This window comes from Microbacterium sp. X-17, assembly GCF_039615055.1.
Map to the genome: position 1 here is coordinate 155,731 of NZ_JBDHNI010000006.1, position 21,191 is coordinate 176,921.

The 21,191-nt window shown below is 67.2% G+C and carries 20 protein-coding genes; 8 read left to right on the top strand and 12 right to left on the bottom strand.

Annotated elements, in window-relative coordinates; genetic code table 11:
* Positions 1-39: 39 nt before the first annotated feature.
* The 6 genes from gyrB to dnaA form a co-directional block, all read right to left on the bottom strand.
* A complete protein-coding gene (gyrB, locus tag ABCS02_RS26810; RefSeq protein ID WP_345838763.1) occupies positions 40-2,049 on the bottom strand; it encodes a DNA topoisomerase (ATP-hydrolyzing) subunit B in 2,010 nt (669 codons plus the stop codon).
* 123 nt (positions 2,050-2,172) lie between these two features.
* Positions 2,173-2,619 carry a DciA family protein gene (locus tag ABCS02_RS26815; RefSeq protein ID WP_345839171.1) on the bottom strand — a complete coding sequence of 149 codons (447 nt, stop codon included), beginning with the start codon at positions 2,617-2,619 and terminating at the stop codon, positions 2,173-2,175.
* 26 nt (positions 2,620-2,645) lie between these two features.
* Positions 2,646-3,800, bottom strand: a complete 1,155-nt coding sequence (recF, locus tag ABCS02_RS26820; RefSeq protein WP_345838764.1) for a DNA replication/repair protein RecF — start codon at positions 3,798-3,800, stop codon at positions 2,646-2,648.
* 6 nt (positions 3,801-3,806) lie between these two features.
* Positions 3,807-4,694 (bottom strand): phosphogluconate dehydrogenase (NAD(+)-dependent, decarboxylating), encoded by an 888-nt coding sequence (gene gnd / locus ABCS02_RS26825; protein ID WP_345838765.1) that lies wholly within the window; start codon positions 4,692-4,694, stop codon positions 3,807-3,809.
* A gap of 36 nt (positions 4,695-4,730) precedes the next feature.
* The gene (gene dnaN / locus ABCS02_RS26830) at positions 4,731-5,876 is read right to left on the bottom strand and encodes a DNA polymerase III subunit beta (RefSeq protein WP_345838766.1); all 1,146 of its coding nucleotides are present in this window, start codon (positions 5,874-5,876) and stop codon (positions 4,731-4,733) included.
* A 438-nt stretch (positions 5,877-6,314) separates the two neighbouring features.
* Positions 6,315-7,739 (bottom strand): chromosomal replication initiator protein DnaA, encoded by a 1,425-nt coding sequence (gene dnaA / locus ABCS02_RS26835; protein WP_345838767.1) that lies wholly within the window; start codon positions 7,737-7,739, stop codon positions 6,315-6,317.
* A gap of 444 nt (positions 7,740-8,183) precedes the next feature.
* Here dnaA and rpmH point away from each other — a divergent pair, with 444 nt between their 5' ends.
* The 8 genes from rpmH (at position 8,184) to ABCS02_RS26875 (ending at position 13,282) form a co-directional block, all read left to right on the top strand.
* Positions 8,184-8,321: a 50S ribosomal protein L34 gene (gene rpmH, locus ABCS02_RS26840; protein WP_021763546.1), complete on the top strand. Its 138-nt coding sequence runs from the start codon at positions 8,184-8,186 to the stop codon at positions 8,319-8,321.
* A gap of 42 nt (positions 8,322-8,363) precedes the next feature.
* Positions 8,364-8,780, top strand: coding sequence for a ribonuclease P protein component (rnpA, locus tag ABCS02_RS26845; protein WP_345838768.1), 417 nt, complete (start codon positions 8,364-8,366; stop codon positions 8,778-8,780).
* Positions 8,777-9,088: a membrane protein insertion efficiency factor YidD gene (gene yidD, locus ABCS02_RS26850; RefSeq protein WP_345838769.1), complete on the top strand. Its 312-nt coding sequence runs from the start codon at positions 8,777-8,779 to the stop codon at positions 9,086-9,088. The genes rnpA and yidD overlap by 4 nt, the downstream gene beginning before the upstream one ends.
* A 9-nt stretch (positions 9,089-9,097) precedes the next feature.
* A complete protein-coding gene (yidC, locus tag ABCS02_RS26855; RefSeq protein WP_345838770.1) occupies positions 9,098-10,066 on the top strand; it encodes a membrane protein insertase YidC in 969 nt (322 codons plus the stop codon).
* 4 nt (positions 10,067-10,070) lie between these two features.
* On the top strand, positions 10,071-10,625 hold the full coding sequence (locus tag ABCS02_RS26860; protein WP_345838771.1) for a R3H domain-containing nucleic acid-binding protein: 555 nt from the start codon (positions 10,071-10,073) through the stop codon (positions 10,623-10,625).
* A gap of 14 nt (positions 10,626-10,639) precedes the next feature.
* A complete protein-coding gene (gene rsmG / locus ABCS02_RS26865) occupies positions 10,640-11,269 on the top strand; it encodes a 16S rRNA (guanine(527)-N(7))-methyltransferase RsmG (protein WP_345838772.1) in 630 nt (209 codons plus the stop codon).
* Positions 11,270-11,411: 142 nt separating this feature from the next.
* Positions 11,412-12,329, top strand: a complete 918-nt coding sequence (locus ABCS02_RS26870) for an AAA family ATPase (RefSeq protein WP_345838773.1) — start codon at positions 11,412-11,414, stop codon at positions 12,327-12,329.
* Entirely contained in the window at positions 12,329-13,282 is a 954-nt protein-coding gene (locus tag ABCS02_RS26875) for a ParB/RepB/Spo0J family partition protein (protein ID WP_345838774.1), read from the top strand. Before ABCS02_RS26870 ends, ABCS02_RS26875 begins: the two co-directional genes overlap by 1 nt.
* Before the next feature lie 46 nt (positions 13,283-13,328).
* Here ABCS02_RS26875 and ABCS02_RS26880 read toward each other — a convergent pair whose 3' ends face one another.
* The 6 genes from ABCS02_RS26880 to ABCS02_RS26905 form a co-directional block, all read right to left on the bottom strand.
* A complete protein-coding gene (locus tag ABCS02_RS26880) occupies positions 13,329-14,291 on the bottom strand; it encodes a D-alanine--D-alanine ligase (protein ID WP_345838775.1) in 963 nt (320 codons plus the stop codon).
* A 34-nt stretch (positions 14,292-14,325) separates the two neighbouring features.
* Positions 14,326-15,648 carry a PLP-dependent aminotransferase family protein gene (locus ABCS02_RS26885; protein ID WP_345839172.1) on the bottom strand — a complete coding sequence of 441 codons (1,323 nt, stop codon included), beginning with the start codon at positions 15,646-15,648 and terminating at the stop codon, positions 14,326-14,328.
* Positions 15,649-15,798: 150 nt separating this feature from the next.
* Entirely contained in the window at positions 15,799-16,125 is a 327-nt protein-coding gene (gene trxA / locus ABCS02_RS26890; RefSeq protein ID WP_179604159.1) for a thioredoxin, read from the bottom strand.
* A gap of 15 nt (positions 16,126-16,140) precedes the next feature.
* Positions 16,141-17,127, bottom strand: a complete 987-nt coding sequence (gene trxB, locus ABCS02_RS26895) for a thioredoxin-disulfide reductase (protein WP_345838776.1) — start codon at positions 17,125-17,127, stop codon at positions 16,141-16,143.
* Positions 17,128-17,210: 83 nt separating this feature from the next.
* Complete coding sequence (gene murJ / locus ABCS02_RS26900) at positions 17,211-18,818, bottom strand: murein biosynthesis integral membrane protein MurJ (RefSeq protein ID WP_345838777.1); 1,608 nt, start codon at positions 18,816-18,818, stop codon at positions 17,211-17,213.
* On the bottom strand, positions 18,811-21,090 hold the full coding sequence (locus ABCS02_RS26905; RefSeq protein WP_345838778.1) for a DUF6049 family protein: 2,280 nt from the start codon (positions 21,088-21,090) through the stop codon (positions 18,811-18,813). Before ABCS02_RS26905 ends, murJ begins: the two co-directional genes overlap by 8 nt.
* Between the last annotated feature and the right edge of the window lie 101 nt (positions 21,091-21,191).

A 21,191-nucleotide genomic window follows, 5' to 3' on the forward strand; every position in this document is an offset into this window, starting at 1 on the left:
CTCTCTTCTCAGACCGTGTGGTCTCGTCGTCGCAGGTCCTCAGATGTCGAGGAACCGCACGTCCTTGGCGTTCTTCTGGATGAACGAACGGCGCGACTCGACGTCCTCGCCCATCAGGGTGGCGAAGATCTCGTCGGCGGCGGCCGCGTCGTCGAGCGTCACCTGGAGCAGCGTGCGCGTCTCCGGGTTCATCGTGGTCTCCCACAGCTCCTTGTAGTCCATCTCACCCAGACCCTTGTAGCGCTGCACGCCGTTGTCCTTCGGGATGCGTTTGCCGGCGGCGAGGCCCTCCGCGAGGAACGCGTCGCGCTCGCGGTCGGAGTAGACGTACTCGTGGTCGGCGTTCGACCACTTGAGCCGGTAGAGCGGCGGCTGCGCGAGGTACACGTAGCCGAGCTCGATGAGCGGACGCATATAACGGAACAGCAGGGTCAGCAGCAGGGTCGTGATGTGCTGGCCGTCCACATCGGCGTCGGCCATCAGCACGATCTTGTGATAGCGCGCCTTCTCCGGGTTGAAGTCCTCGCCGATGCCGGCGCCGAACGCCGTGATCATGGCCTGGACCTCGTTGTTCGCGAGGGCGCGGTCGAGCCGGGCCTTCTCGACGTTGAGGATCTTGCCGCGCAGCGGGAGGATCGCCTGGGTCTCCGGGTTGCGGCCCTGGACGGCCGAGCCGCCTGCCGAGTCGCCCTCGACGATGAAGATCTCCGACAGCGTCGGGTCCTTGGACGCGCAGTCCTTGAGCTTGCCCGGCATCCCGCCGCTCTCCAGCAGGCCCTTGCGGCGCGCGGTCTCGCGCGCCTTGCGGGCGGCGAGGCGCGCGGTCGCGGCCTGGAGCGCCTTGCGGATGATCTCCTTGGCCTGGTTCGGGTTGCGGTCGAACCAGTCGCCGAGCTGGTCGCCGACGACCTTCTGCACGAACGCCTTGGCCTCGGTGTTGCCGAGCTTGGTCTTGGTCTGGCCCTCGAACTGCGGCTCGGACAGCTTGACCGAGATGACGGCGGTGAGGCCCTCGCGCACGTCCTCGCCCGAGAGGTTGTCGTCCTTCTCCTTGAGGATGTTCTTCTCGCGCGCGTAGCGGTTGACCAGCGTGGTCAGCGCAGCGCGGAACCCCTCCTCGTGCGTGCCGCCCTCATGCGTGTTGATCGTGTTCGCGTAGGTGAAGACGGACTCGTTGTAGCTCGTGGTCCACTGCATCGCGACTTCGAGCGCGATCTTGCGATCGGTGTCCTCCGACTCGAACGAGATGATCTCGTCGTGGACCACGTCGGCCTTCTTGGCGGAGTTGAGGTAGTGCACGTAGTCGGTCAGGCCGCGCTCGTAGAGGAAGACCTCCGAGCGAGCGGCGAACACCGTGGCATCCTCCTCGACCTCGCCCTCGACGGGCTCGACCTCGGGTGCGCGCTCGTCGGTGATCGCGATGCGCAGGCCCTTGTTGAGGAAGGCCATCTGCTGGAAGCGCGTCCGTAGCGTGTCGTAGTCGAACACGATCGTCTCGAACGTGTCGGCGCTCGGCCAGAACGTGATGATCGTCCCGGTGCGGTCGGACGCCTCGCCCTTCTCGAGCGGAGCCTGAGGGACGCCGTTGCGGTAGCTCTGCCGCCAGACGTGCCCCTGACGGTGGACCTCGACGTCGAGACGCGAGGAGAGCGCGTTCACGACGGAGCTGCCCACGCCGTGGAGGCCGCCGGAGACCGCGTAACCGCCGCCGCCGAACTTTCCGCCGGCGTGCAGGATCGTGAGGACGACCTCCACCGTGGACTTCTTCTCGGTCGGGTGCTCGTCCACCGGGATGCCGCGGCCGTTGTCATCCACGCGCACCGCGCCGTCGGGGAGGATCGTCACCTCGATGTTGTCGGCATGACCGGCGAGCGCCTCGTCGACGGAGTTGTCCACGATCTCGTACACCAGGTGGTGGAGGCCGCGGGGACCGGTGGAGCCGATGTACATTCCGGGTCGTTTGCGGACGGCTTCGAGACCTTCGAGGATCTGGATCTCATTCGCGCCGTAGTCGTGTTCCGCCTCGGCCCTGTTCGGTTCCATCGTCATATGAAATTTGGCTCCTGACCGCACCTGACAGTGACTCTCCATTCTACCAAGGGCAGGGAGCCGGATTGCCCGAAATCGCCCCTCTGACGCGTTTTCTTCGAATGGGCGACCTCTTTTGTGCAGTCAGCCGTAAGTATCGCGCGGACCGCGCCCTGGAATCGACCTGGGACCGCGTTTCCAGGAGGGGGCGTCCGGGCCTTGAAAACGGATCGACTGGATGTCCGCGTCCGGGAACCGCTCGCCGATGCGCACCAGCAGCTCCGAACGCATCATCCGCAGCTGTGTCGCCCAGGCCGTCGACTCGCATCGCACGACCAGCACACCGTCTGCGATCTGGTCGGGAACCGCGTGCTTGGCGGTCTCCTCGCCGGCGAGCTGCTCCCACCCCTCCAGGAGGTCCGACTTCGCGAGCGGTGCCGTCCAGCCGAGCTGCTGCGCGAGGGCGTCGACCACGTCCCCGAGCCCGCGCGGGTCGCGGCCGGCCCCGAACGGCTTGGACGCCGACGGGTCCTCCGCGCCGCGTTTCGTGCGGCGACTGCGGGAGGGGGTGCCCGTGAAGAGCTCCTTCATCCGCAGGTAGACGGCCGACGCCTCGCTCACGATCCCACGATAGTCCCGGCCTCGATCCGCACGGTGTGGGCGGTGAGGGTCTCCGGGACGTCGTCGTAGACGGCAGCCGTGATGAGCACCTGTTCGTAACCGACTACGGCGGTTGCGAGCATGCGCCTGCGGGCCTGGTCCAGCTCGGCGAAGACGTCGTCGAGGATCAGCACGGGGTCGCCGGTCGCGGACTCCCGGCGGAGCAGCTCGGCGGAGGCCAGCTTCAGCGCCAGTGCGAACGACCAAGACTCCCCGTGACTGGCGTAGCCCTTGGCCGGCAGTCCGTTGAGCTCGAACAGCACGTCGTCGCGGTGGGGGCCGACCAGGGTGAGGCCACGCTCCAGCTCCTTCGCGCGCACCGCAGCCAGGGCGCCGCGGAACACGTCCGCCGTGTCACCGGCTGAGCTGGTTACCGTCGTATCGGCATCGTCGTCGTCATCGTCCACGTGCGCGCCGCGGATCGTGAGCTGCGGGATGAGCCGCGGATGGTGGTCGTCGCCGGCGACCGACCGGTACGCCGCCACGAGCGGATCGCTGAGCCGGGCGACCAGGTCGAGCCGCGCATCCACCAGTTCCGTGCCGAGGGCGACCAGCCGCTCGTCCCAGATGTCGAGGGTCCCGAGCTGGTCGGGCTTCACGCGGGAGGCGCGGGCCGACTTCAGCAGGGTGTTCCGCTGCTTGAGCACCCGCTCGTAATCGGCGATGACCGCAGAGAACCGCGGGCTCCGCTGGATCAGGAGCTGATCGAGGAACCGGCGCCGGATGCCGGGCTCACCGCGGACCAGCGCCAGGTCCTCCGGAGCGAACAGCACGCTGGAGAAGTACCGCGGCAGCTCGCGCGGCTTGATCGCGCCGCGGTTCACCTGCGCGCGATTCGGCGAGGAGCGGTTGAGCTGCACCTCCACGAGGAGCTCGCGGCCGTCGTGCTCGATGCGCGCCCGGACGATCGCCGAGTCGGCGTCCTTGCGGATCATCGCCTGATCGCTCGACACCCGATGCGACCCGAGGGTGCTCAGGTAGCCGAGCGATTCGACGAGGTTGGTCTTGCCCTGACCGTTGCGGCCGACGAACAGATTGGCGCCGGCCGCGAACGGGACCTCCGCGGTGCGATAGTTGCGGAAATCAGTCAGGGAAAGGTGCGTAACTCTCAATGAGGGTTAGTCCACGGCCTTCACGGCGTGGCCGCCGAACTGGTTGCGGAGGGCGGCGACCGCCTTCATCGCGGGCGAGTCCTTCTGGCGCGAGACGAAGCGCGCGAAGATCGAGGCGCTGATCGTGGGGACGGGGACGGCGTTGTTCAGCGCCTCCTCGACCGTCCAGCGGCCCTCGCCCGAGTCCTGCACGAAGCCTTCGATGTGCTCGAACTCCGGGTCCTGCTCCAGCGCGCGCACCAGGAGGTCGAGCAGCCAGGAGCGCACGACCGTGCCGCGCTGCCACGCCTTGAACGTGCCCGTGACGTCCTTGATGATGTCCTTGCGGGTGTCCAGGAGCTCATAGCCCTCGGCGTAGGCCTGCATCAGCGCGTACTCGATGCCGTTGTGCACCATCTTCGCGTAGTGGCCGGCGCCCACCTCGCCGACGTGGACGAAGCCTTCGTCGCGCGGACCCTCCGGACGCAGTGCGTCGAAGACGGGCATGACCCGCTCGACCTGCTCCTTCGAGCCGCCGACCATCAGGCCGTAGCCGTTGTCGAGACCCCAGATGCCGCCGGAGACGCCGGCGTCCATGAAGTCGACGCCCTTCGGCGCGAGCTGCTCGGCGTGCTTGAAGTCCTCGGTGAACTTCGAGTTTCCGCCGTCGATGACGAGATCGCCCTTCTCCAGCAGCGGCTCCAGGTCGGTGATCACCGAGTCGGTGATCTCGCCGGCCGGCACCATCACCCAGACGGTGCGCGGAGCAGGGAGCGCCGCGACGAGGTCGGCGAGGGTGGCCACATCCGACACGTCGGGATTGGTGTCGTAGCCGGTGACCTCGATGCCCTTCTTCTCCAGGCGAGCGCGCATGTTGTTGCCCATGCGTCCGAGACCGATGAGGCCGATGTGCATGATTGTCCTTCTTCTCTCGTGGAGCGGGACCGGGTCCTAGCGGAGCAGCAGGTTGGGCTGCAGCAGGTACTTGTAGGAGTCCGAACCGGACTGATCCTTCGAGGTCTGACTCGTGATGAGCACCGGACCCGGCTTGTTGGGGTTCTCGGTCTTGGTGAAGGAGATGCGCACGAATTCCGAGTGCACGGCACCGAGACCATCGAGCAGGAACTGCGGCTTCAATGAAACCACCGTCTCCTGGCCAGTGAGGAGAGCGTCGATGCTCTCGGATGCTTGCGCCTGCTCCGAGCCGATCGCTTCCAGCGTCAGCCCGTCGGCGGTGAAGGTGTAGCGGAGCGCGGCCTCGCGCTCCAGGACGAGGGAGACGCGGCGCGTCGCCTCGATGAGCTCGGCGGTGTTCATCACCGCGTAATTGTCGACCTGCTCGGGGAAGAGCCGGCGGACCGGTGGGAAGTTGCCCTTGATCAGCAGCGACGTCACGGTCTTCTTGTCGGCCGTGAACGCGATGAGCTCGCGGTCGTCGCGGTTGGTGATCGAGATGGACACCGTCCCGGAGTGGCCGAACGTCTTGCCGATCTCCGTCAGGGTGCGGGCGGGGACGAGCGCAGTCTGGGCCTCGCCGGAGGTGGTGCCGTTGTCCCAGTCGATCTCGCGGACGGCGACGCGATAGCGGTCGGTCGCGACCAGGCCGAGCGTGTTGTTTCCGACCTCGAGCTGCACGCCGGTGATCACCGGAGTGACATCGTCGCGCGACGCGGCGACGCCGACCTGGGCGACGGCCTCGGCGAATTCCTCTGCGGGCACGAGTCCGGCCTCCCCGCCGACCTGCGGGATGCTCGGGTATTCCTCCACCGGCATGGACAGCAGTGTGAAGTTCGCCGATCCGGCGCGGACCACGATCTTCGACTCCTCGGTCGAGAACTGCACGGGCGCGTTCGGGAGCTTGGCGGCGATCTCCGCCAGGAGGCGCCCGGAGACGAGCACGCGCCCCGGCTCCTCGACCTCGGCCGCGATCTCGGTCTGTGCCGAGACCTCGTAGTCGAACGACGAGAGCTGCAGTCCTGTGTCCGTGGTCTCGATCAGTACGCCGCTCAGGATGGGGAGGGTGGTCCTCTGCGGAAGAAGCTTCACGGCGAAGGAGACGGCCTCACTGAAGACATCCCGATTGGCTTGGAACTTCACGAAGTCTCCCCTGGTCGGCGCTCGGATACGAACGTCACCGATCCTAGCGCTTGGCCTTCGGCGGAGAAGTTGTCATTCGAGCCAGCGCTTGAGGTTGTCGGCCGGCCTTAACTGAGAAGGATTAATCATTAATGGTGTTAACCGCTGTGGAAACTGTGGATAACTCGGTGGATACCTTGCAATCAGCGGGAACTACACCCTCGTGACTTGTTGATGACCGGTGGAATCCCACTGTTGACAAGGATGTCGAGCGCGAGCCCGATACACGGCTTTTCACAGCCCCGCAGCCGTAGTCCCCATTAATCGAGCGACTTTCCGGAACTTCTCCACAAGTTATCCCCAGGTGTTAATAACGAACTCTCCCCACTCTGGGGATCGATCTGTGGATAACTTTCTCGACGGCCGCGGCGTGGCGTGCAGTCGAGGCCGTCGGCCGGCTTACTTGCCGTAGCGGTGGTTCTGCTTGATCCGGCTGGTGAGCTCGGTCACCTGGTTGTAGATCGAGCGCCGCTCCTTCATGAGCTCGCTGATCTTCTTGTTCGCGTACATCACGGTCGTGTGGTCGCGGCCCCCGAAGAGCTGCCCGATCTTCGGCAGCGAGAGGTTCGTCAGCTCCCGGCAGAGGTACATCGCGATCTGGCGGGCGGTCGCCACGGCCTGCGAGCGGCTCGACCCGTAAAGGTCGTCGACGCTGAGCTTGAAGTACTCCGCGGTGTTGGTGATGATGTCGGTCGGCGCGATCACGTTGTCGTCGTCGAGAGTGATCAGGTCCTTCAGCACCGTCTGCACCAGCGGCATGTCGACCGGCGTGCGGTTCAGGCTCGCGAACGCGGTGACACGGATGAGCGTCCCCTCCAGCTCGCGGATGTTGCTCGACACCTTCGACGCCATGAACTCCAGGATGTCGTCGGGGACGAGGATCTTCTCGCTCTGCGCCTTCTTACGGAGGATCGCGATGCGGGTCTCCAGGTCGGGGACCTGGACGTCGGTGATCAGACCCCACTCGAAGCGCGACCGCATCCGGTCCTCGAAGCCGGTCAGGTGCTTCGGCGGGAGGTCGCTGGTGATGACCACCTGCTTGTTGTGGTCGTGGAGGGTGTTGAACGTGTGGAAGAACGCCTCCTGCGTCTCGACCGCCCGCTGGAGGAACTGGATGTCGTCGATCAGCAGGATGTCGATGTTGCGGTAGCGCGCCTGGAAGGACGAGCCCCGGTTGTTCGCGATCGAGTTGATGAAGTCGTTCGTGAACTCCTCGCTCGACACGTACCGGACGCGGATTCCCGGGTACAGGCTCATCGCGTAGTGACCGATGGCGTGCAGGAGGTGGGTCTTGCCCAGACCCGAGTCGCCGTAGATGAAGAGCGGGTTGTACGCCTTGGCCGGCGCCTCCGCGACGGCGACCGCGGCCGCGTGCGCGAACCGGTTGGACTGGCCGATGACGAAGTTGTCGAAGCTGTACTTGGAGTTGAGGCGGGTGTCGCCGTTGCGCGGGGGCGCGGTGATCTCGGTCGGCGGCGCCACCATCGGCGCGACGGCGTCCAGATAGGGGGCGGGTTCCGGCTCGGACGGGCCGGCCATCGACTCCTGCTGGATCTCGGGGTTCACCACGATCGCGAAGGTGTTGACTTCGAGCGCCTGGTCGAGCGCGCCGATCGCGTTGAGGAGGGGGACGCGGCTGCGCTGCTCGATCATCCCGCGCGTGAACTCGTTGGGCACTTCGAGGTAGAACGTGCCGGCCATGATGCCCTTGGGCTCGACCAGGCTGAGGAAGCCGTGCAACTGCGGGGTGATGCGGTCGTCCGTCTCGAGATTGTCGAGCACGTTCTGCCATGCCGCAGAAATGGACTCTTCGCCGCCTGCCATCGTTCCCCGTCTTCGAATTTCGTGGATGCCGTCGGCCCGGCGCGAGACGAGTCGTCCCCCGTGTGACTCGCGCTGGGCTGGCGGCAAGGATGCCGCCGTGGGGTATTCACAGAGTTATCCACCGCTGTGTGTGCAATACCGTAGCGATCTCCGGCCGATTTTGGGATGGCCTGGGGATAACTTTGGAGTTCACGCTAACTTGTCCACAGGTGTGGATCAAATTCGGTTCCCGGAATACTCCGGCGCGTCGATCACGCGCTTCCTGCTAATCCCGTGCATAATCAAGGGTTTCGGGGCGATCGGTTTGACCTCGGTCGGCCTCAGGACGTAGTTTTAATAAGTTGACTTCAGCCGTTTCGGCTGCCCAGAAACTTTCCTGGCCTCCCCGTGCTGGCCGAATTCCTTTCAGCACCGGCCTGTGAAGAGACCACCACGGAGATTGATATGAGCAAGAGAACGTTCCAGCCGAACAACCGCAAGCGCGCGAAGACCCACGGCTTCCGCCTCCGCATGCGCACGCGTGCCGGCCGCGCCATCCTGTCGGCGCGCCGCTCCAAGGGCCGCGAGAAGCTCTCGGCCTGACCCCTTCCGGGTCAGAGCCCCTTCCGGCGTAGGTCGCGGCGCGTGCTCGCGAAGAACCATCGCATCACGCGGGGCGCGGAGTACCGGGCGACCGTGCGACGAGGTGCTCGCTTCAACGGAGCGAGCACGATCGCGTACGTCCGGTTCAACCGCGACTCCGACGTGGTGCGATTCGGTTTCATCGTGAGCAAGGCGGTCGGGAACGCGGTCGTCCGCAACCGCGTCCGCCGTCGCCTGAAGGCCGCCGCGTACGACCTGCTCCCCCACCTGTCCCCGGCGGCCGCCGACGGCGCCGGCATCGACGTGGTGATCCGGGCATTGCCAGCGTCCGCCCAACTGACCTGGGCTAATCTGCACGGTGAGGTTTCGCGGGCCACCGACCGTTTCCTCAGCCGTCACACCACCAGTCCGCGCGACAACCGTCCACGAGACACCAGCGAAGGCAACGTCCGTCCATGAACACCGCGATCGCAGCTGTGCTCCTCGCTCCGAGGAATGCTGCCGTGCTGGTGCTCCGGGCGTACCGAGCGGTGATCTCCCCGCTGTATGGCGATGTCTGCCGGTACTACCCCTCGTGCTCCGCTTATGCTCTGCAGGCGATTCAGGAGCATGGAGTGATCATCGGGAGCGCGCTCGGCGTCCGCCGCATCGCGCGCTGCCACCCGTGGGCAGCCGGAGGGGTCGATGACGTCCCCCTCAAGAAGAAGCGCCGCTACCGGGTCACTCCGTTCGGATTCGTCGTCGCCACCAGCCAGGGAAAGGCCTAGCACCCAGACATGGACATCATCGGTACCATCCTCTGGCCCATCAAATGGGTCGTGGAGCTCATCCTCGTCGCCTGGCACTGGGTGTTCAGCAACATCGGAATGGACCCGGCGGCGGGTATCACCTGGGTGCTGTCGATCGTCGGCCTGACGGTCGTCGTGCGCGCAGCCCTCATCCCGATCTTCGTCCGGCAGATCAAGAACCAGCGCCGCATGCTGGAGATCGCGCCGCAGCTCAAGAAGATCCAGGACAAGTACAAGGGCAAGAAGGACCAGTTCTCCCGCGAGGCGATGTCGCGCGAGACGATGGAGCTCTACAAGAAGACGGGCACCAACCCCCTGAGCTCGTGCCTCCCACTGCTGCTGCAGATGCCGGTGTTCTTCGCCCTGTTCCAGGTGCTGAACGGCGCCCAGAGCGGCAAGGCCGGCGTCGGCCCGCTGAATGCGACCCTCGCTCAGCAGTTCGGCAACGCGACGCTGTTCGGCGTCGCTCCGCTCCACCAGAGTTTCCAGGGCGCGCTGAACGCCCACCCGCAGCAGGTGGCCGTCATGGTGATCGCCGCGACGATGGTCGTGCTGATGACCGGATCGCAGTTCCTCACCCAGCTCCAGATCGTCTCCAAGAACATGTCGCCGGAGACCAAGGCGAGCCCGCAGTTCAAGCAGCAGCGCATTCTGCTCTACCTGCTCCCCTTCGTGTTCCTGTTCTCGGGCTTCGCGTTCCCGCTCGGCGTCATGTTCTACTGGCTGACCTCCAACCTGTGGACGATGGGCCAGCAGTTCCTGGTCATCCGCAACATGCCGACGCCGGGATCCGACGCGGCCAAGGCCCGCGAGGCCCGCCTGGCCCGCAAGGGCAAGCTGGTGCAGGACGGCGCCGTCGTCCTCCAGGTGGACGAAGTGCCGCAGAAGCCGGTGACCACGCAGCGCGTGCAGCCGGTGAACAAGAACCGCGCGAAGAAGCAGGCCGGAAAGAAGTAGGGATATGACCGACGTGCAGACCGAGTTCACGCCTTCCGAGGAGGAAGCCGTCCACTCCCCCATCACCGCAGACGTGGATGGCGACGCCGAGTCGGCGCCCGCCGCCGACCTCGACCGTGAGGGCGACATCGCCGCGGACTACATCGAGGAGCTGCTGGACATCGCGGACATCGATGGCGACATCGACATCGACACCCGCAACGGCCGTGCGTACATCTCCGTGAACGCTGAAGAGGGCACCAACCTCCGCCTGCTGTCGAAGCCGGACACGGTCGCGGCGCTGCAGGAGCTGACCCGCCTCGCGGTTCAGAACCAGACGGGTGGATTCTCGCGCCTGATCCTCGACATCGCCGGTTCGCGCGACGCGCGCCAGGCGGAGCTCGCCACGCTGGTGGACCGGGCGATCGCCCGACTGGAGGAAGGTTCGGCCGAGGCGTCGCTTCCCGCGATGTCCTCGTACGAGCGCAAGCTCGTGCACGACATCGTGTCCGAGCGAGGCTACGTGTCCAACTCCCGCGGCGAGGGTCGTGACCGCCACACGGTCATCACCGCCGCGTAGTTTCACGTGAAACGGTGACTGATTCCGTCGAGACCGAACCTGCGGTCGCTGGGACACTGTTCGGTGAGCGGACCGACGTCGCGCGCGCATTTACGGCCAATCTGGTTGCCCAGGGTGAAGAGCGTGGGTTGATCGGACCCCTCGAACTCCCCCGCATCTGGTCGCGTCACATCCTGAACTGCGCCATCGTCGCGCCGCTGCTCAAGCCGGGGCGCGTCGGGGATGTCGGGAGCGGCGCCGGTCTGCCTGGACTCGTGCTTGCGATCGCCCGCCCTGATGTGGAATTCGTCCTCATCGAGCCGATGGAGCGCCGCGTCGCCTGGCTGAATGAGCAGGTGGCCGAGCTCGGACTGGATAACGTGATCGTCGTGCGCGATCGGGCCGAGGATGCTCGGCTTGCTGAGCCGTTGGACCAGGTCACCGCGCGTGCAGTGAGCGCGTTCCGCAAGCTCATTCCGTTGACCGCTCCCCTGCTGCGCGACGGCGGCGAGCTGGTGTTGATGAAGGGCGCCGGCGCGCCCGCGGAGGTCGAAGCGGCCTCGAAGGAGATGCGGAAGTATCGCGTCCATGACGTTGAAGTCCTGACGCTGGGCGAGGGTGTCCTGGAAGACGTCACCCGGGTCATTCGGGCGCGGGTCCGCTGAGGATAACTGCGTTCTCCACAGCTTCCGCGATGCTGAAGGGTGTCGCCGGACAGTCAAGCTAGAGTTGACGAGTGGTTCGCACCGCGTTCCAGCAACTCCCCCGCGGCGAGGCCGTACACCGTACCAAGCAACGAGGTTTCACGTGAAACAGCCCGACCAGGATGCTCCCGTTGAGGTGGGTGAGATCACCTTCGATGCGTCGACGCCACTTGCGCGGGAGATGCAGGATCTGGCCAGGAGGAGACAAGCCATCGCTTCAACGACGCTGCCGTTGCCGTCACGAACTCGGATTTTCACGATTTCCAACCAGAAGGGTGGCGTTGGTAAGACGACCACGGTCGTGAATCTCGCGGCCGCGCTGGCGAAGTCCGGCGCGCGGGTGCTCGCGATCGACCTCGATCCCCAGGGAAACGCCTCCACCGCGCTGAGCGTGGAGCACCGGGAGGGCACGCCGAGTGTTTACGACGTGATCGTCAACGACAAGGAGCTCGAGGAGGTCATCCAGAAGAGTCCGGAGTTCGACGGGCTGTTCGTGATTCCCGCCACCATCGACCTCGCGGGCGCCGAGATCGAGCTCGTCTCGATGGTCGCCCGTGAACAGCGTCTTTCGCGTGCACTCGCGCGTTTCCTGGACGAGTTCGACATCGACTACGTCCTGATCGACTGCCCACCCTCGCTCGGGTTGCTCACCATCAACGCCTTCGTCGCTGCCACCGAAGTCCTCATCCCGATTCAGTGCGAGTACTACGCGCTTGAGGGCCTGAGCCAGCTGCTGAAGAACATTCAGCTCATCGAGCGGCACCTCAATCCGAAGCTGCGGGTGTCGACGATCCTGCTGACCATGTACGACTCGCGGACCAACCTCGCCCACCAGGTGGCGGATGATGTCCGGCAACACTTCCCCGACGAGGTGCTCGACACGATCATTCCGCGTTCCGTGCGGATTTCGGAGGCACCGAGCTACGGGCAGAGCGTCATCAGCTATGACGCGAACTCGTCCGGCTCGCTCTCGTACCTCGAGGCGGCCGCTGAAATCGCACGAAGAGGAGTACCCCGCTAATGGCAGCGAAGCGCACTGGTCTGGGCCGCGGAATCGGCGCACTCATCCCCACGAGCGATCAGGCGTCGCGTCCGGTGGATGTCTTCTTCCCGGAGGCGTCCGCGGTCATGACCGAGGAGCTCGTCGCGGTGCCTGGAGCTCGGCTCGCGAACCTCTCCCCCGCAGACATCGTCCCCAATGCAGTACAGCCGCGCGTCGAGTTCGACCGCGAGGCGCTGGACGAGCTCGTGGCGAGCATCCGCGAGGTGGGTGTCCTCCAGCCGGTGGTCGTCCGTCCGGTCGCCGGGCAGGTGGATAAGTACGAGCTCATCATGGGCGAGCGCCGGCTGCGAGCGACCAAGGAACTCGGGCTCGACAGCATCCCGGCGGTCATCAAGGACACGGCGGACGAGGACATGCTGCGGGATGCCCTCTTGGAGAACCTTCACCGGTCGCAGCTCAACCCGCTCGAAGAGGCGTCGGCCTACCAGCAGCTCCTCGCGGACTTCGGGATCACGCAGGAGCAGCTCGCGACGCGGATCGGGCGTTCGCGTCCGCAGATCACCAACACGATCCGCCTGCTGAAGCTCCCGGCGCCGGTGCAGTCGCGCGTGGCGGCCGGCGTTCTCAGCGCGGGCCACGCTCGCGCGATTCTCTCGGTCGGCGACGACGAGGACGCGATGGTGCGACTGGCAGACAAGATCGTGAACGAGGACCTCTCGGTGCGTGCGGCGGAGGCGGCGGCAAGCAGGTCGCCGAAGCCGGTCCGAACGAAGGCCTCCCCTGGCAAGCACCGCGGACACCTGGATGAGGTCGCCGAGCGTCTCGGCGATCGGCTGAACACCCGCGTCAAGATCAGCCTGGGCGCACGAAAAGGCCAGATCGTGGTCGATTTCGCCACGATTCAGGACCTGAACCGGATCCTGGACGAGATCGGCCAGCCGACCTACAGTTCGCCGGTCCGTTTCACGTGAAACAAGGCTGAATCAGCCTCCCGTTTCACGTGAAACCCCCCGGCAGCTACTCCCCGGCGTCCGCGATCGCTGCTGCCGCGAGCGTCGCGTAGACGTCGCCGAGGTCGCGACCGGACGCCGCGATCGCCTGGGGCATGATCGAGGTCTCCGTGAGACCCGGCAGCACATTCGCCTCCAGGAACCACGGGACGCCCGCCGCGTCGACGATCAGGTCGACGCGGGACAGGTGCCGGAGGCCGAGCGCGGAATGCGCTGCGGTCGCCGCGGCCGAGACCGCCTCGGTGGTCGACTCGTCCAGCCGCGCCGGCACATAGAACCGGGTCTCCCCCGCGTTGTACCGCGCATCGAACGTATACGTGCCCTCGATCGGCTCGATCTCAACTGGCGGAAGCGCGATCGGGCCGTCTCCCGTGTCGAGCACGGCGACGGAGACCTCCACGCCGGCGACCTTCCGCTCGATCAGCGCGACGTCGGCATACGTGTACGCGTCGACCATCGCTCGCGGGAGCTCCTCGGCCGCCGTGACGATGGTGACACCCTGCGCTGAGCCGCCGTGGGCCGGCTTGACCACGAGCGGGACGTCGAACGCGCCGAGCACCGTCGCCAGCACGCTGTTGGCGCCGAGTTCCCGGAACGTCTCCTTCGGAAGCGTCACCGACGCCGGGGTGGCGACGCCGGCACGGGACACGACGGTCTTGGCGGCCGGCTTCGACCAGGCGAGCCGGGCGGCGTCCGTGGTCGACCCGACGAACGGAACGCCGGCCAGTTCCAGCAGCGCGCGGAGGGCGCCGTCCTCACCGCTCGATCCGTGCAGGGCCGGCCAGACGACGTCCGGGCGGCTTTCGCTGAGATAACCGAGCAGCGCGCCGTCCGGCTCGCGCACAGTCACGTGGTGTCCGAACGCCTGGAGGCCGTCGGCGACACGGCGTCCGCTGCGCAGCGAGATGTCGCGCTCGTGCGAGATGCCGCCGGCGAGAACGACGATGTCGAGTGCTTCTTTTTCGGCCATGATCTGCTCTTTCTTCGGCAATGGACGCACTGGGTCAGCGCAGATCCGTCGGCGGGTTCGGGCTGGTGCGGCTGGCGCGGGATGCGGTGAGGGGTCCGGTGCCGGCGAAGGTGTCCAGGAGGTCCTGCTCGCCGTTGATGACGTTGGCGAGCCGGCGGACTCCGACCTTGATGCTCTCCGGCGTGGGATAGCAGAACGAAAGGCGGATGTTCTGCGCGCCCGACCCGTCCCCGTAGAACGCGGTGCCGGGCGTGTATGCGACGAGCTCGGTCACGGCGCGCGGCAGCATCGCCTTGGAGTCGAGGTGCGAGGGCAGCGTGAGCCACACGTAGAAGCCGCCGTTCGGGTTGGTCCAGGACAGCTCGGGGAGGTACTCCTCCAGCGCGGCGATCATGGCCTCCTTGCGCTCCCGGTACACCCCGCGGAACGTGTCGATCTGACCGCGCCAATCGGCGTCGCGCAGATACTCCGAGATGACGAGCTGGCTGAACGAGCTCGGGCTCAGGACGGCCGCCTCATTGGCGAGGATGAGCTTCTCCCGGATGGCGTGAGGAGCGAGCGCCCAGCCGACCCGGAATCCGGGCGCGAGTGTCTTCGAGAAGGTGCCGAGGTAGACGACGCCGTCACGCTCGACCGATCGCATCGCGGCAGGAGGCTTCTCACCGAAGTAGAGCAGCCCGTAGGGGTTGTCCTCCAGCACCAGGATGTCGTTCTGGCGGGCGATCTCCAGGATCTCCAGCCGCCGCTCCCAGGACAGGGTGACGCCGGCCGGATTGTGGAAGGTCGGCACAGTATAGAGGAACTTCACCCGCCGGCCCGCTGCCTTCAGCCGGGCGATGTGCTCGCGCAGCGCCTCCGGGATGAGTCCGTGCTCGTCCATCGGGATGTGATCGACCTCCGCCTGGTACGAGCGGAAGATGACCATCGCCGTCACGTAGCTGGGGCCTTCGGCCAGCACCACGTCGCCCGGGTCGATGAACAGCTTGCTGAACAGTTCGAGCGCGTGCTGCGAGCCCGTCGTCACGATGACGTCGTCGGCGCTGCCGCTGATCCCCTCGAGGGCCATGACCTCCAGGATCTGCTCCCGGAGCGCGGGAACACCCTGGCCGGACCCGTACTGGAGGGCGACCGGACCCTGCTCGCGCATCACCCGGTCCATCGCCCCCACGACCAGATCATCGGGGAGCGCCGCGACGTACGGCATGCCGCCGGCCAGCGAGACCACCTCGGGGCGACTGGCGACGGCGAACAGGGCTCGGACCTCACTGGCGGCCAGGCCGCTGGTGCGCTGTGCGTAGTGGTGATACCACGGGTCCAGATTGTTGCCTTGCTGGCGAGGGCTGCCCTGTTCTGTCACGAATCGTCCGTTTCTCGTGTCGTTCATTCATGCTAGGGGCGGCATGCACCCCGCTGGAAATCGAGCCGACTCCCGGATACACGAAAGACCCGCCCGGCGGATGAGCGCCGGACGGGTCTGACAGTGTGTGGAAGCTGCCTGGCTGTCGCGCTACGCGAGGTAGGCGGCCAGGTCGGCCTCGAGGGCGGGCTTCGGCTTGGCGCCGATGACGGTCTTGACGACCTCGCCACCCTGGTAGACCTTCATCGCGGGGATGGAGGTGATCTGGTACTTCGCCGCGGTCTGCGGGTTCTCGTCAACGTTGAGCTTGACGATCTCGATCTTGTCCGCGTGCTCGGCGGCGATCTGGTCGAGGATCGGACCGACGGCGCGACACGGACCGCACCACTCGGCCCAGAAGTCGACGAGGACGGTCTTTCCGCTGCTGAGGACGTCCTGCTCGAAAGTGGCGTCCGTGACGGAACGTGCTGCTGACATAGTTGCTGATTCTCCTTATGCGGTGGTCGTGAGTTCGAGATCGCCGGACGCGCCCTCCGCAGCGCGCTCCAGCAGGTCCTTGGGGAGGGTCGTGAGGTAGTGCTCGGCGTCGAGCGCGGCGACCGTACCCGACGCGGCGGCGGTGACCGCCTGGCGGTAGGTGGGGTCGATCACGTCGCCCGCGGCGAACACGCCCGCGACCTTCGTCTTGGAGCTCCGGCCGGCGACCGCGATGGTCCCCTCCGGAGTGAGGTCGAGCTGGCCGTGGACCAGGTGGACCCGCGGGTCGTTCCCGATCGCGATGAACAGGCCCTGCAGCTCCAGCTCGCTCTGCTCGCCGGTCTCCAGGTTGCGCAGCGTCACCGCGCGCACCTGCTCGTCGCCGCTGATGCCGACGACCTCCGAGTTCCAGATGAACTCGATCTTCTCGTTGGCGAACGCGCGCTCCTGCATGATCTTGGAAGCGCGGAGCGACTCGCGGCGGTGGATGACGTACACCTTGTCCGCGAAGCGGGTCAGGAAGGTCGCCTCCTCCATCGCCGAGTCCCCGCCGCCGACGACGGCGATCGTGCGCTCACGGAAGAAGAACCCGTCGCAGGTGGCGCACCAGGAGACGCCGTGACCGGACAGGCGCTCCTCGTCCTCCAGCCCGAGCTTGCGGTACGCGGAGCCCGTGGCGAAGATGACCGAGAGCGCCTCGTGCACGGCGCCGGAGCCGAGCGTTACCGTCTTGACGTCGCCCGAGAGGTCGACGGACACGACGTCGTCGAGGACGATGTCGGTGCCGAACCTCTCGGCCTGCGCCTGCATCTTGAACATGAGGTCGGGGCCCATGACACCGTCGGGGAAGCCGGGGAAGTTCTCGACCTCCGTGGTGTTCATCAGCTCGCCGCCGGCCTCGACAGAGGAGGCGATCAGCAGCGGCTTGAGGTTGGCGCGAGCGGCGTAGATGGCCGCCGTGTAACCGGCAGGGCCGGAACCGATGATGATGATCTGCCGCACGGAGGAACTCCTTGATGGTCTGCGGTGCTCCGTCCGGGAGACACCGCCCTGTAGAACACATCCTAGGCGGATGCTATTCCGTGTCACCTGCGAGCGGAGGAACGGGCCGCGGCGCGCTCCAGAACGGGCGCAAGACCGGCCTCCAGATCGCTCGATCGCAGGAGGGCGAGGAAGCCGAGGTAGACGACCAGCATGATCACGCCGACGATCGCCGAGGAGACGACGGCGGCGATCGGGCCGCTCACCGGGAAGGAGCCGTGGTCCACTCCCCCGAGGATGACGAGGAACCCGCCACCCGCCACCATCGACGCGACGCCGGCGACGAGGAAGCGCCACAACCCGTTCAGGATGCGCCGGCCGTCCACTCCCCCGGTGCGGCGCCGCAGCAACGCGAACGCGAGGCCCGCCTGCACGACGCTCGCGCCGGAGACCACGAAGGCGATGGCGGCGGCGCGGAAGTCCGCGGGCACCGCGAAGCACGCGAGCACGCCGACCACGATCACCACGGTCTGCACGAGGGTGAACATGAACGGCGTGCGGGTGTCACCGAGCGAGTAGAAGGCGCGCTGGGCCATGAACACGAGGGAGAACGGGACGAGGCCGATGAGGTAGGCGATGAGCACGTTGCCCATCGACTGGTAGGACGAGGTGAACACCCGGGCGACGGGATAGGCGAGGACGATCAGCACGGCCGACGCCAGCACGATCAGGAACATGATGGACCGCGCCGCGCTGGAGAAGTCGTCGCGGAAGGATTCGAGGGCTCCGCGGTGGGCATGCTCCGCCATCCGCGTGTAGAAGGCGGTCACGATCGACACGGCGATGATGCCGTGCGGGAGCATGAAGACGAGCCAGGCGTTCGTCATCGCGAACGAGCCGGCGTGCCCCTCACCGACCGAGTTGGCGACGTTGGTCTCCACGAGTCCCGCGACCTGCGTGGCGATGAGCATGGCGAAGGTCCAGCCCGCCGCCTTCCCGGCCGAGCCGAGGTTCACCCCGCGCCAGCCGAAGTCGAAGCGGAAACGGAGGCCGATCCGTCGCCAGAACAGGAAGAGCACCAGCGCCTGCGCCGCCAGGCCGAGCGTCGCGCCGCCGGCGAGCAGCGCCACCATCCCCGGCGACCACACCTGGTGGGTGTTCCCGGTGGCGTAGGCGCCGAAGGCGAGCACGAACACGCCGAGCATGACGACGCCGACGAGGTTGTTGACCACCGGCGCCCAGGTGAACGGACCGAACGACTTGCGCGCGTTCAGGACCTCCCCGAGCAGCGTGTACAGCCCGAGGAAGAATATCTGCGGCAGCGACCAGTACGCGAACGCCGTCGCCAGCTCCGCCTGGGCCCCGCGGAGACCGTAGAGCGACATCAGGACCGGGGAGAGCAGCGTGGCGACAGCGGCAACCCCCGCGAACACCACCATCCCGAGCGTGATGAGCTTGTTGATGTAGGCGCGTCCGCCGTCCGGGTTGACCGAGGCACGCACGATCTGCGGCACCAGGATCGCGTTGAGGATGCCCTGGGCGATGATCGCGTAGACGCTGTTCGGCACGATCGTGGCGGTGTTGTACGCGTTCGCGGCGATGCTCGACAGCCCGATCGCCTGGACCAGCAGCCACGCCCTCCCGAACCCGAGGACGCGCGAGACGAGGGTGCCGGACGCGAGCATCGCGCTCGCCCGGCCCACGCTAGCCATCGGCGCCTCCCGGGGTGGGGCGGGTGTCCGCGTCCTCGGCGTCGCCGGAGGCGTCGTCGGTGGCCTCATGGGAGGCGTCACCGTCGGCGGCTGCGCCCTCCTCGTCCTCGCGGCCCTCGCCCTTCCGGCGCTGGTCGCGGCGGCGCAGGATGTTGCGCACGATCCCGAAGCCGAACAGCAGCACGAGGAGGCCGCCGAAGATCAGCGCGCCGATGCCCTCCCAGTCGGCGTGCACATCCACCGTGACCGAGCTCGGGTCGCCGATCGGCACGCCCGTCGGGCTGTAGAGCTGCAGCGACAGGATGACCTGGCCGTTCCCGACCTTGGCCTTCACCGGCACGAGCATCGTCGCCCGGGAGTCCTGCGGGATGGTTTTCGTGGTCGGCGCGTCGATCTCCAGCCGGCTGTTCGACGGCGACGCGCTGAGCACGACCGTGACGGCCTCCGTGCTCAGCTCGTTGCTGACCGTGAACGGGATCGACCCCTGCGCGCTCACCAGGTTCACGTTCTCGGTGGGCAGGATGTGGACCGCGTGGAGGGTCTTGACGGTCGCCTGCCTGCTGCCGCTGACGGCGTTCGTCCAGTCGCTGCGCGGGTTCTGCCAGGAGACCGCGAGCAGGGTGAGCAGCTGCGCCCGCGTCTGCCCGGTGAGCGTGGTCGGGTCGCTGAGGATGGTCGCGAACTCGTCGATCGACTTCTCGTCCTGCAGCAGCAGGTGGATGCTGTCGATCCGGGTCTGCGACTCCGGGGCGTCGGTCAGCGCGAGCTCGGACGAGGGCGCGGACGACAGCAGGGCGGGGAACGTCGACGGCGCCGCGAACGGGCTGGTGAACAGGGCATCCAGGGTGCGCTGGAGCTGGGTCCCGCTCGACGGCCAGGAGCGGTCGAGCGCGAGGAGCAGGTGGCGGGGTGTCGTCCCCTCAGCGCTGACGAGCTGGAGCTGGGCGTTCAGCTTCGACATCGCGGCGTTCCAGGCGAGGTCGCTGGGCGCGGAGACGGCCTGGCGGAGCGCTTCGGAGAGCCGTTGATCCGAGACCGCGAGGGTCGACGACCCGCTGTGCTGCGGCGCGTTCGGCGTCGAGTCGAGCTTGTCGGCGTTGGTGTTGCCGCCCGAGACGACGACGGTGCCGAGTCCTGCCGCCGCGAGGGGCGCGAGGTCGGCCGAGCGGAGGGTGTCGTCGCCGGGCCACGCGATGCCGCGGAGGGTGTAGTTCCAGGCCAGCAGGCGGTCGAGGGTGGGGAGCGTCTGTCCGGTGCCGGGCGTCGGCGTCGGGCTGGGCGTCGCCGCGGGAGTGGAGGTCGGGGTCTGCGGCTCCCCGATCGCCGTCGGGGTCGGCGAGAAGTTCTTGGGGTCGAGCGCGTAGCCCAGGGCCGTCGGCTGCAGCGGCGCGGGAAGACCGGCCTGGATCTGGCCGGCGACGTCCGCGTCACCGTAACCGAGTGAGAAGGTGTCGTTCGGGAGGGCGCTCAGCCGGTCGAGCCACGCCGTCGCGCTGGCGGGCGCGGTGTTCCCGAGCACGCGGATGGACGCCAGGATCATCGGGTCGATCCCGACCGTGACGGTCGCGTGGTTCTGGAGGCCGTCGAGGTCGCGGGTCAGCACGCCGTTGGGCGCCGTGTAGGTGGCCAGCTCCTGCGCCGAGATGAGGCCGTCACCGGTCGACGGGCTCACGATCGGCATCACCACGCCGACGGTGGAGCGCGTCGCGGCGTCGCCCGGGTTCCAGACGACCGAGCCGCGAGCGTTCGCCACCGCTGGGCCGATGTCGACCGTGGCGCCGATCCCGTAGACGGCAGAGGTGGTCCTCCCCGCGAACGGGACGGCCGCCGCGGGCACGTTCACGCGCACCACGACGCTGGCGCCCGGTTCGAGGATGGGGAGGGTCGCCGTGCCGAGGTCGACCCGGCCCGGGACCGTGTCCGTCGAGGTGAGCCAGGAGGCGAGATCCGCTCGTGACTTCTGCGGCTGCGGGTCGAGCCACAGCCCGACCGAGCCGGCCGTGTATGCGGCGTCCGTCGGGTTGGTCACCGTGACGGACGCGACCAGCTCCTGGCCTGGCGCGAGCACTCCGCCGTTGTCGGCGGTCAGCGACGCGCTGACCGAGGCGTTCGTCGCCGTGCGGACGGAGGCCGAGGCGACGGACACGGGGCCGGAGGACGCCGTGGCGGGGCTCGCAGCGGGACCGGCCAGGAGGGTGACGATGGCGACCCCCGCACCGATCAGGGCAGCAGGCAGTCGCGCACCCCGGAGGGTGAAGCCGGGTACGCTCATGCGCCGACGCACGATCCCGGTTCCGCCTCCATGTCGACGATTCTAGGGGCCGCCCCCTGTGAGAGCCCGGCGAGCACGCGGCCTCGCGCCGAGGCGAGCGG

Bases quoted from the DNA above. Each gene is read 5' to 3' on its own strand.
- gyrB (WP_345838763.1), bottom strand. From the start codon at position 2,049: ATGACGATGGAACCGAACAGGGCCGAGGCGGAACACGACTACGGCGCG.
- ABCS02_RS26815 (WP_345839171.1), bottom strand. From the start codon at position 2,619: ATGAAGGAGCTCTTCACGGGCACCCCCTCCCGCAGTCGCCGCACGAAA.
- gnd (WP_345838765.1), bottom strand. From the start codon at position 4,694: ATGCACATCGGCCTCATCGGTCTCGGACGCATGGGCAACAACATGCGC.
- dnaA (WP_345838767.1), bottom strand. From the start codon at position 7,739: ATGGCAGGCGGCGAAGAGTCCATTTCTGCGGCATGGCAGAACGTGCTC.
- rpmH (WP_021763546.1), top strand. From the start codon at position 8,184: ATGAGCAAGAGAACGTTCCAGCCGAACAACCGCAAGCGCGCGAAGACC.
- yidD (WP_345838769.1), top strand. From the start codon at position 8,777: ATGAACACCGCGATCGCAGCTGTGCTCCTCGCTCCGAGGAATGCTGCC.
- yidC (WP_345838770.1), top strand. From the start codon at position 9,098: ATGGACATCATCGGTACCATCCTCTGGCCCATCAAATGGGTCGTGGAG.
- ABCS02_RS26860 (WP_345838771.1), top strand. From the start codon at position 10,071: ATGACCGACGTGCAGACCGAGTTCACGCCTTCCGAGGAGGAAGCCGTC.
- ABCS02_RS26875 (WP_345838774.1), top strand. From the start codon at position 12,329: ATGGCAGCGAAGCGCACTGGTCTGGGCCGCGGAATCGGCGCACTCATC.
- ABCS02_RS26880 (WP_345838775.1), bottom strand. From the start codon at position 14,291: ATGGCCGAAAAAGAAGCACTCGACATCGTCGTTCTCGCCGGCGGCATC.
- trxA (WP_179604159.1), bottom strand. From the start codon at position 16,125: ATGTCAGCAGCACGTTCCGTCACGGACGCCACTTTCGAGCAGGACGTC.
- murJ (WP_345838777.1), bottom strand. From the start codon at position 18,818: ATGGCTAGCGTGGGCCGGGCGAGCGCGATGCTCGCGTCCGGCACCCTC.
- ABCS02_RS26905 (WP_345838778.1), bottom strand. From the start codon at position 21,090: ATGAGCGTACCCGGCTTCACCCTCCGGGGTGCGCGACTGCCTGCTGCC.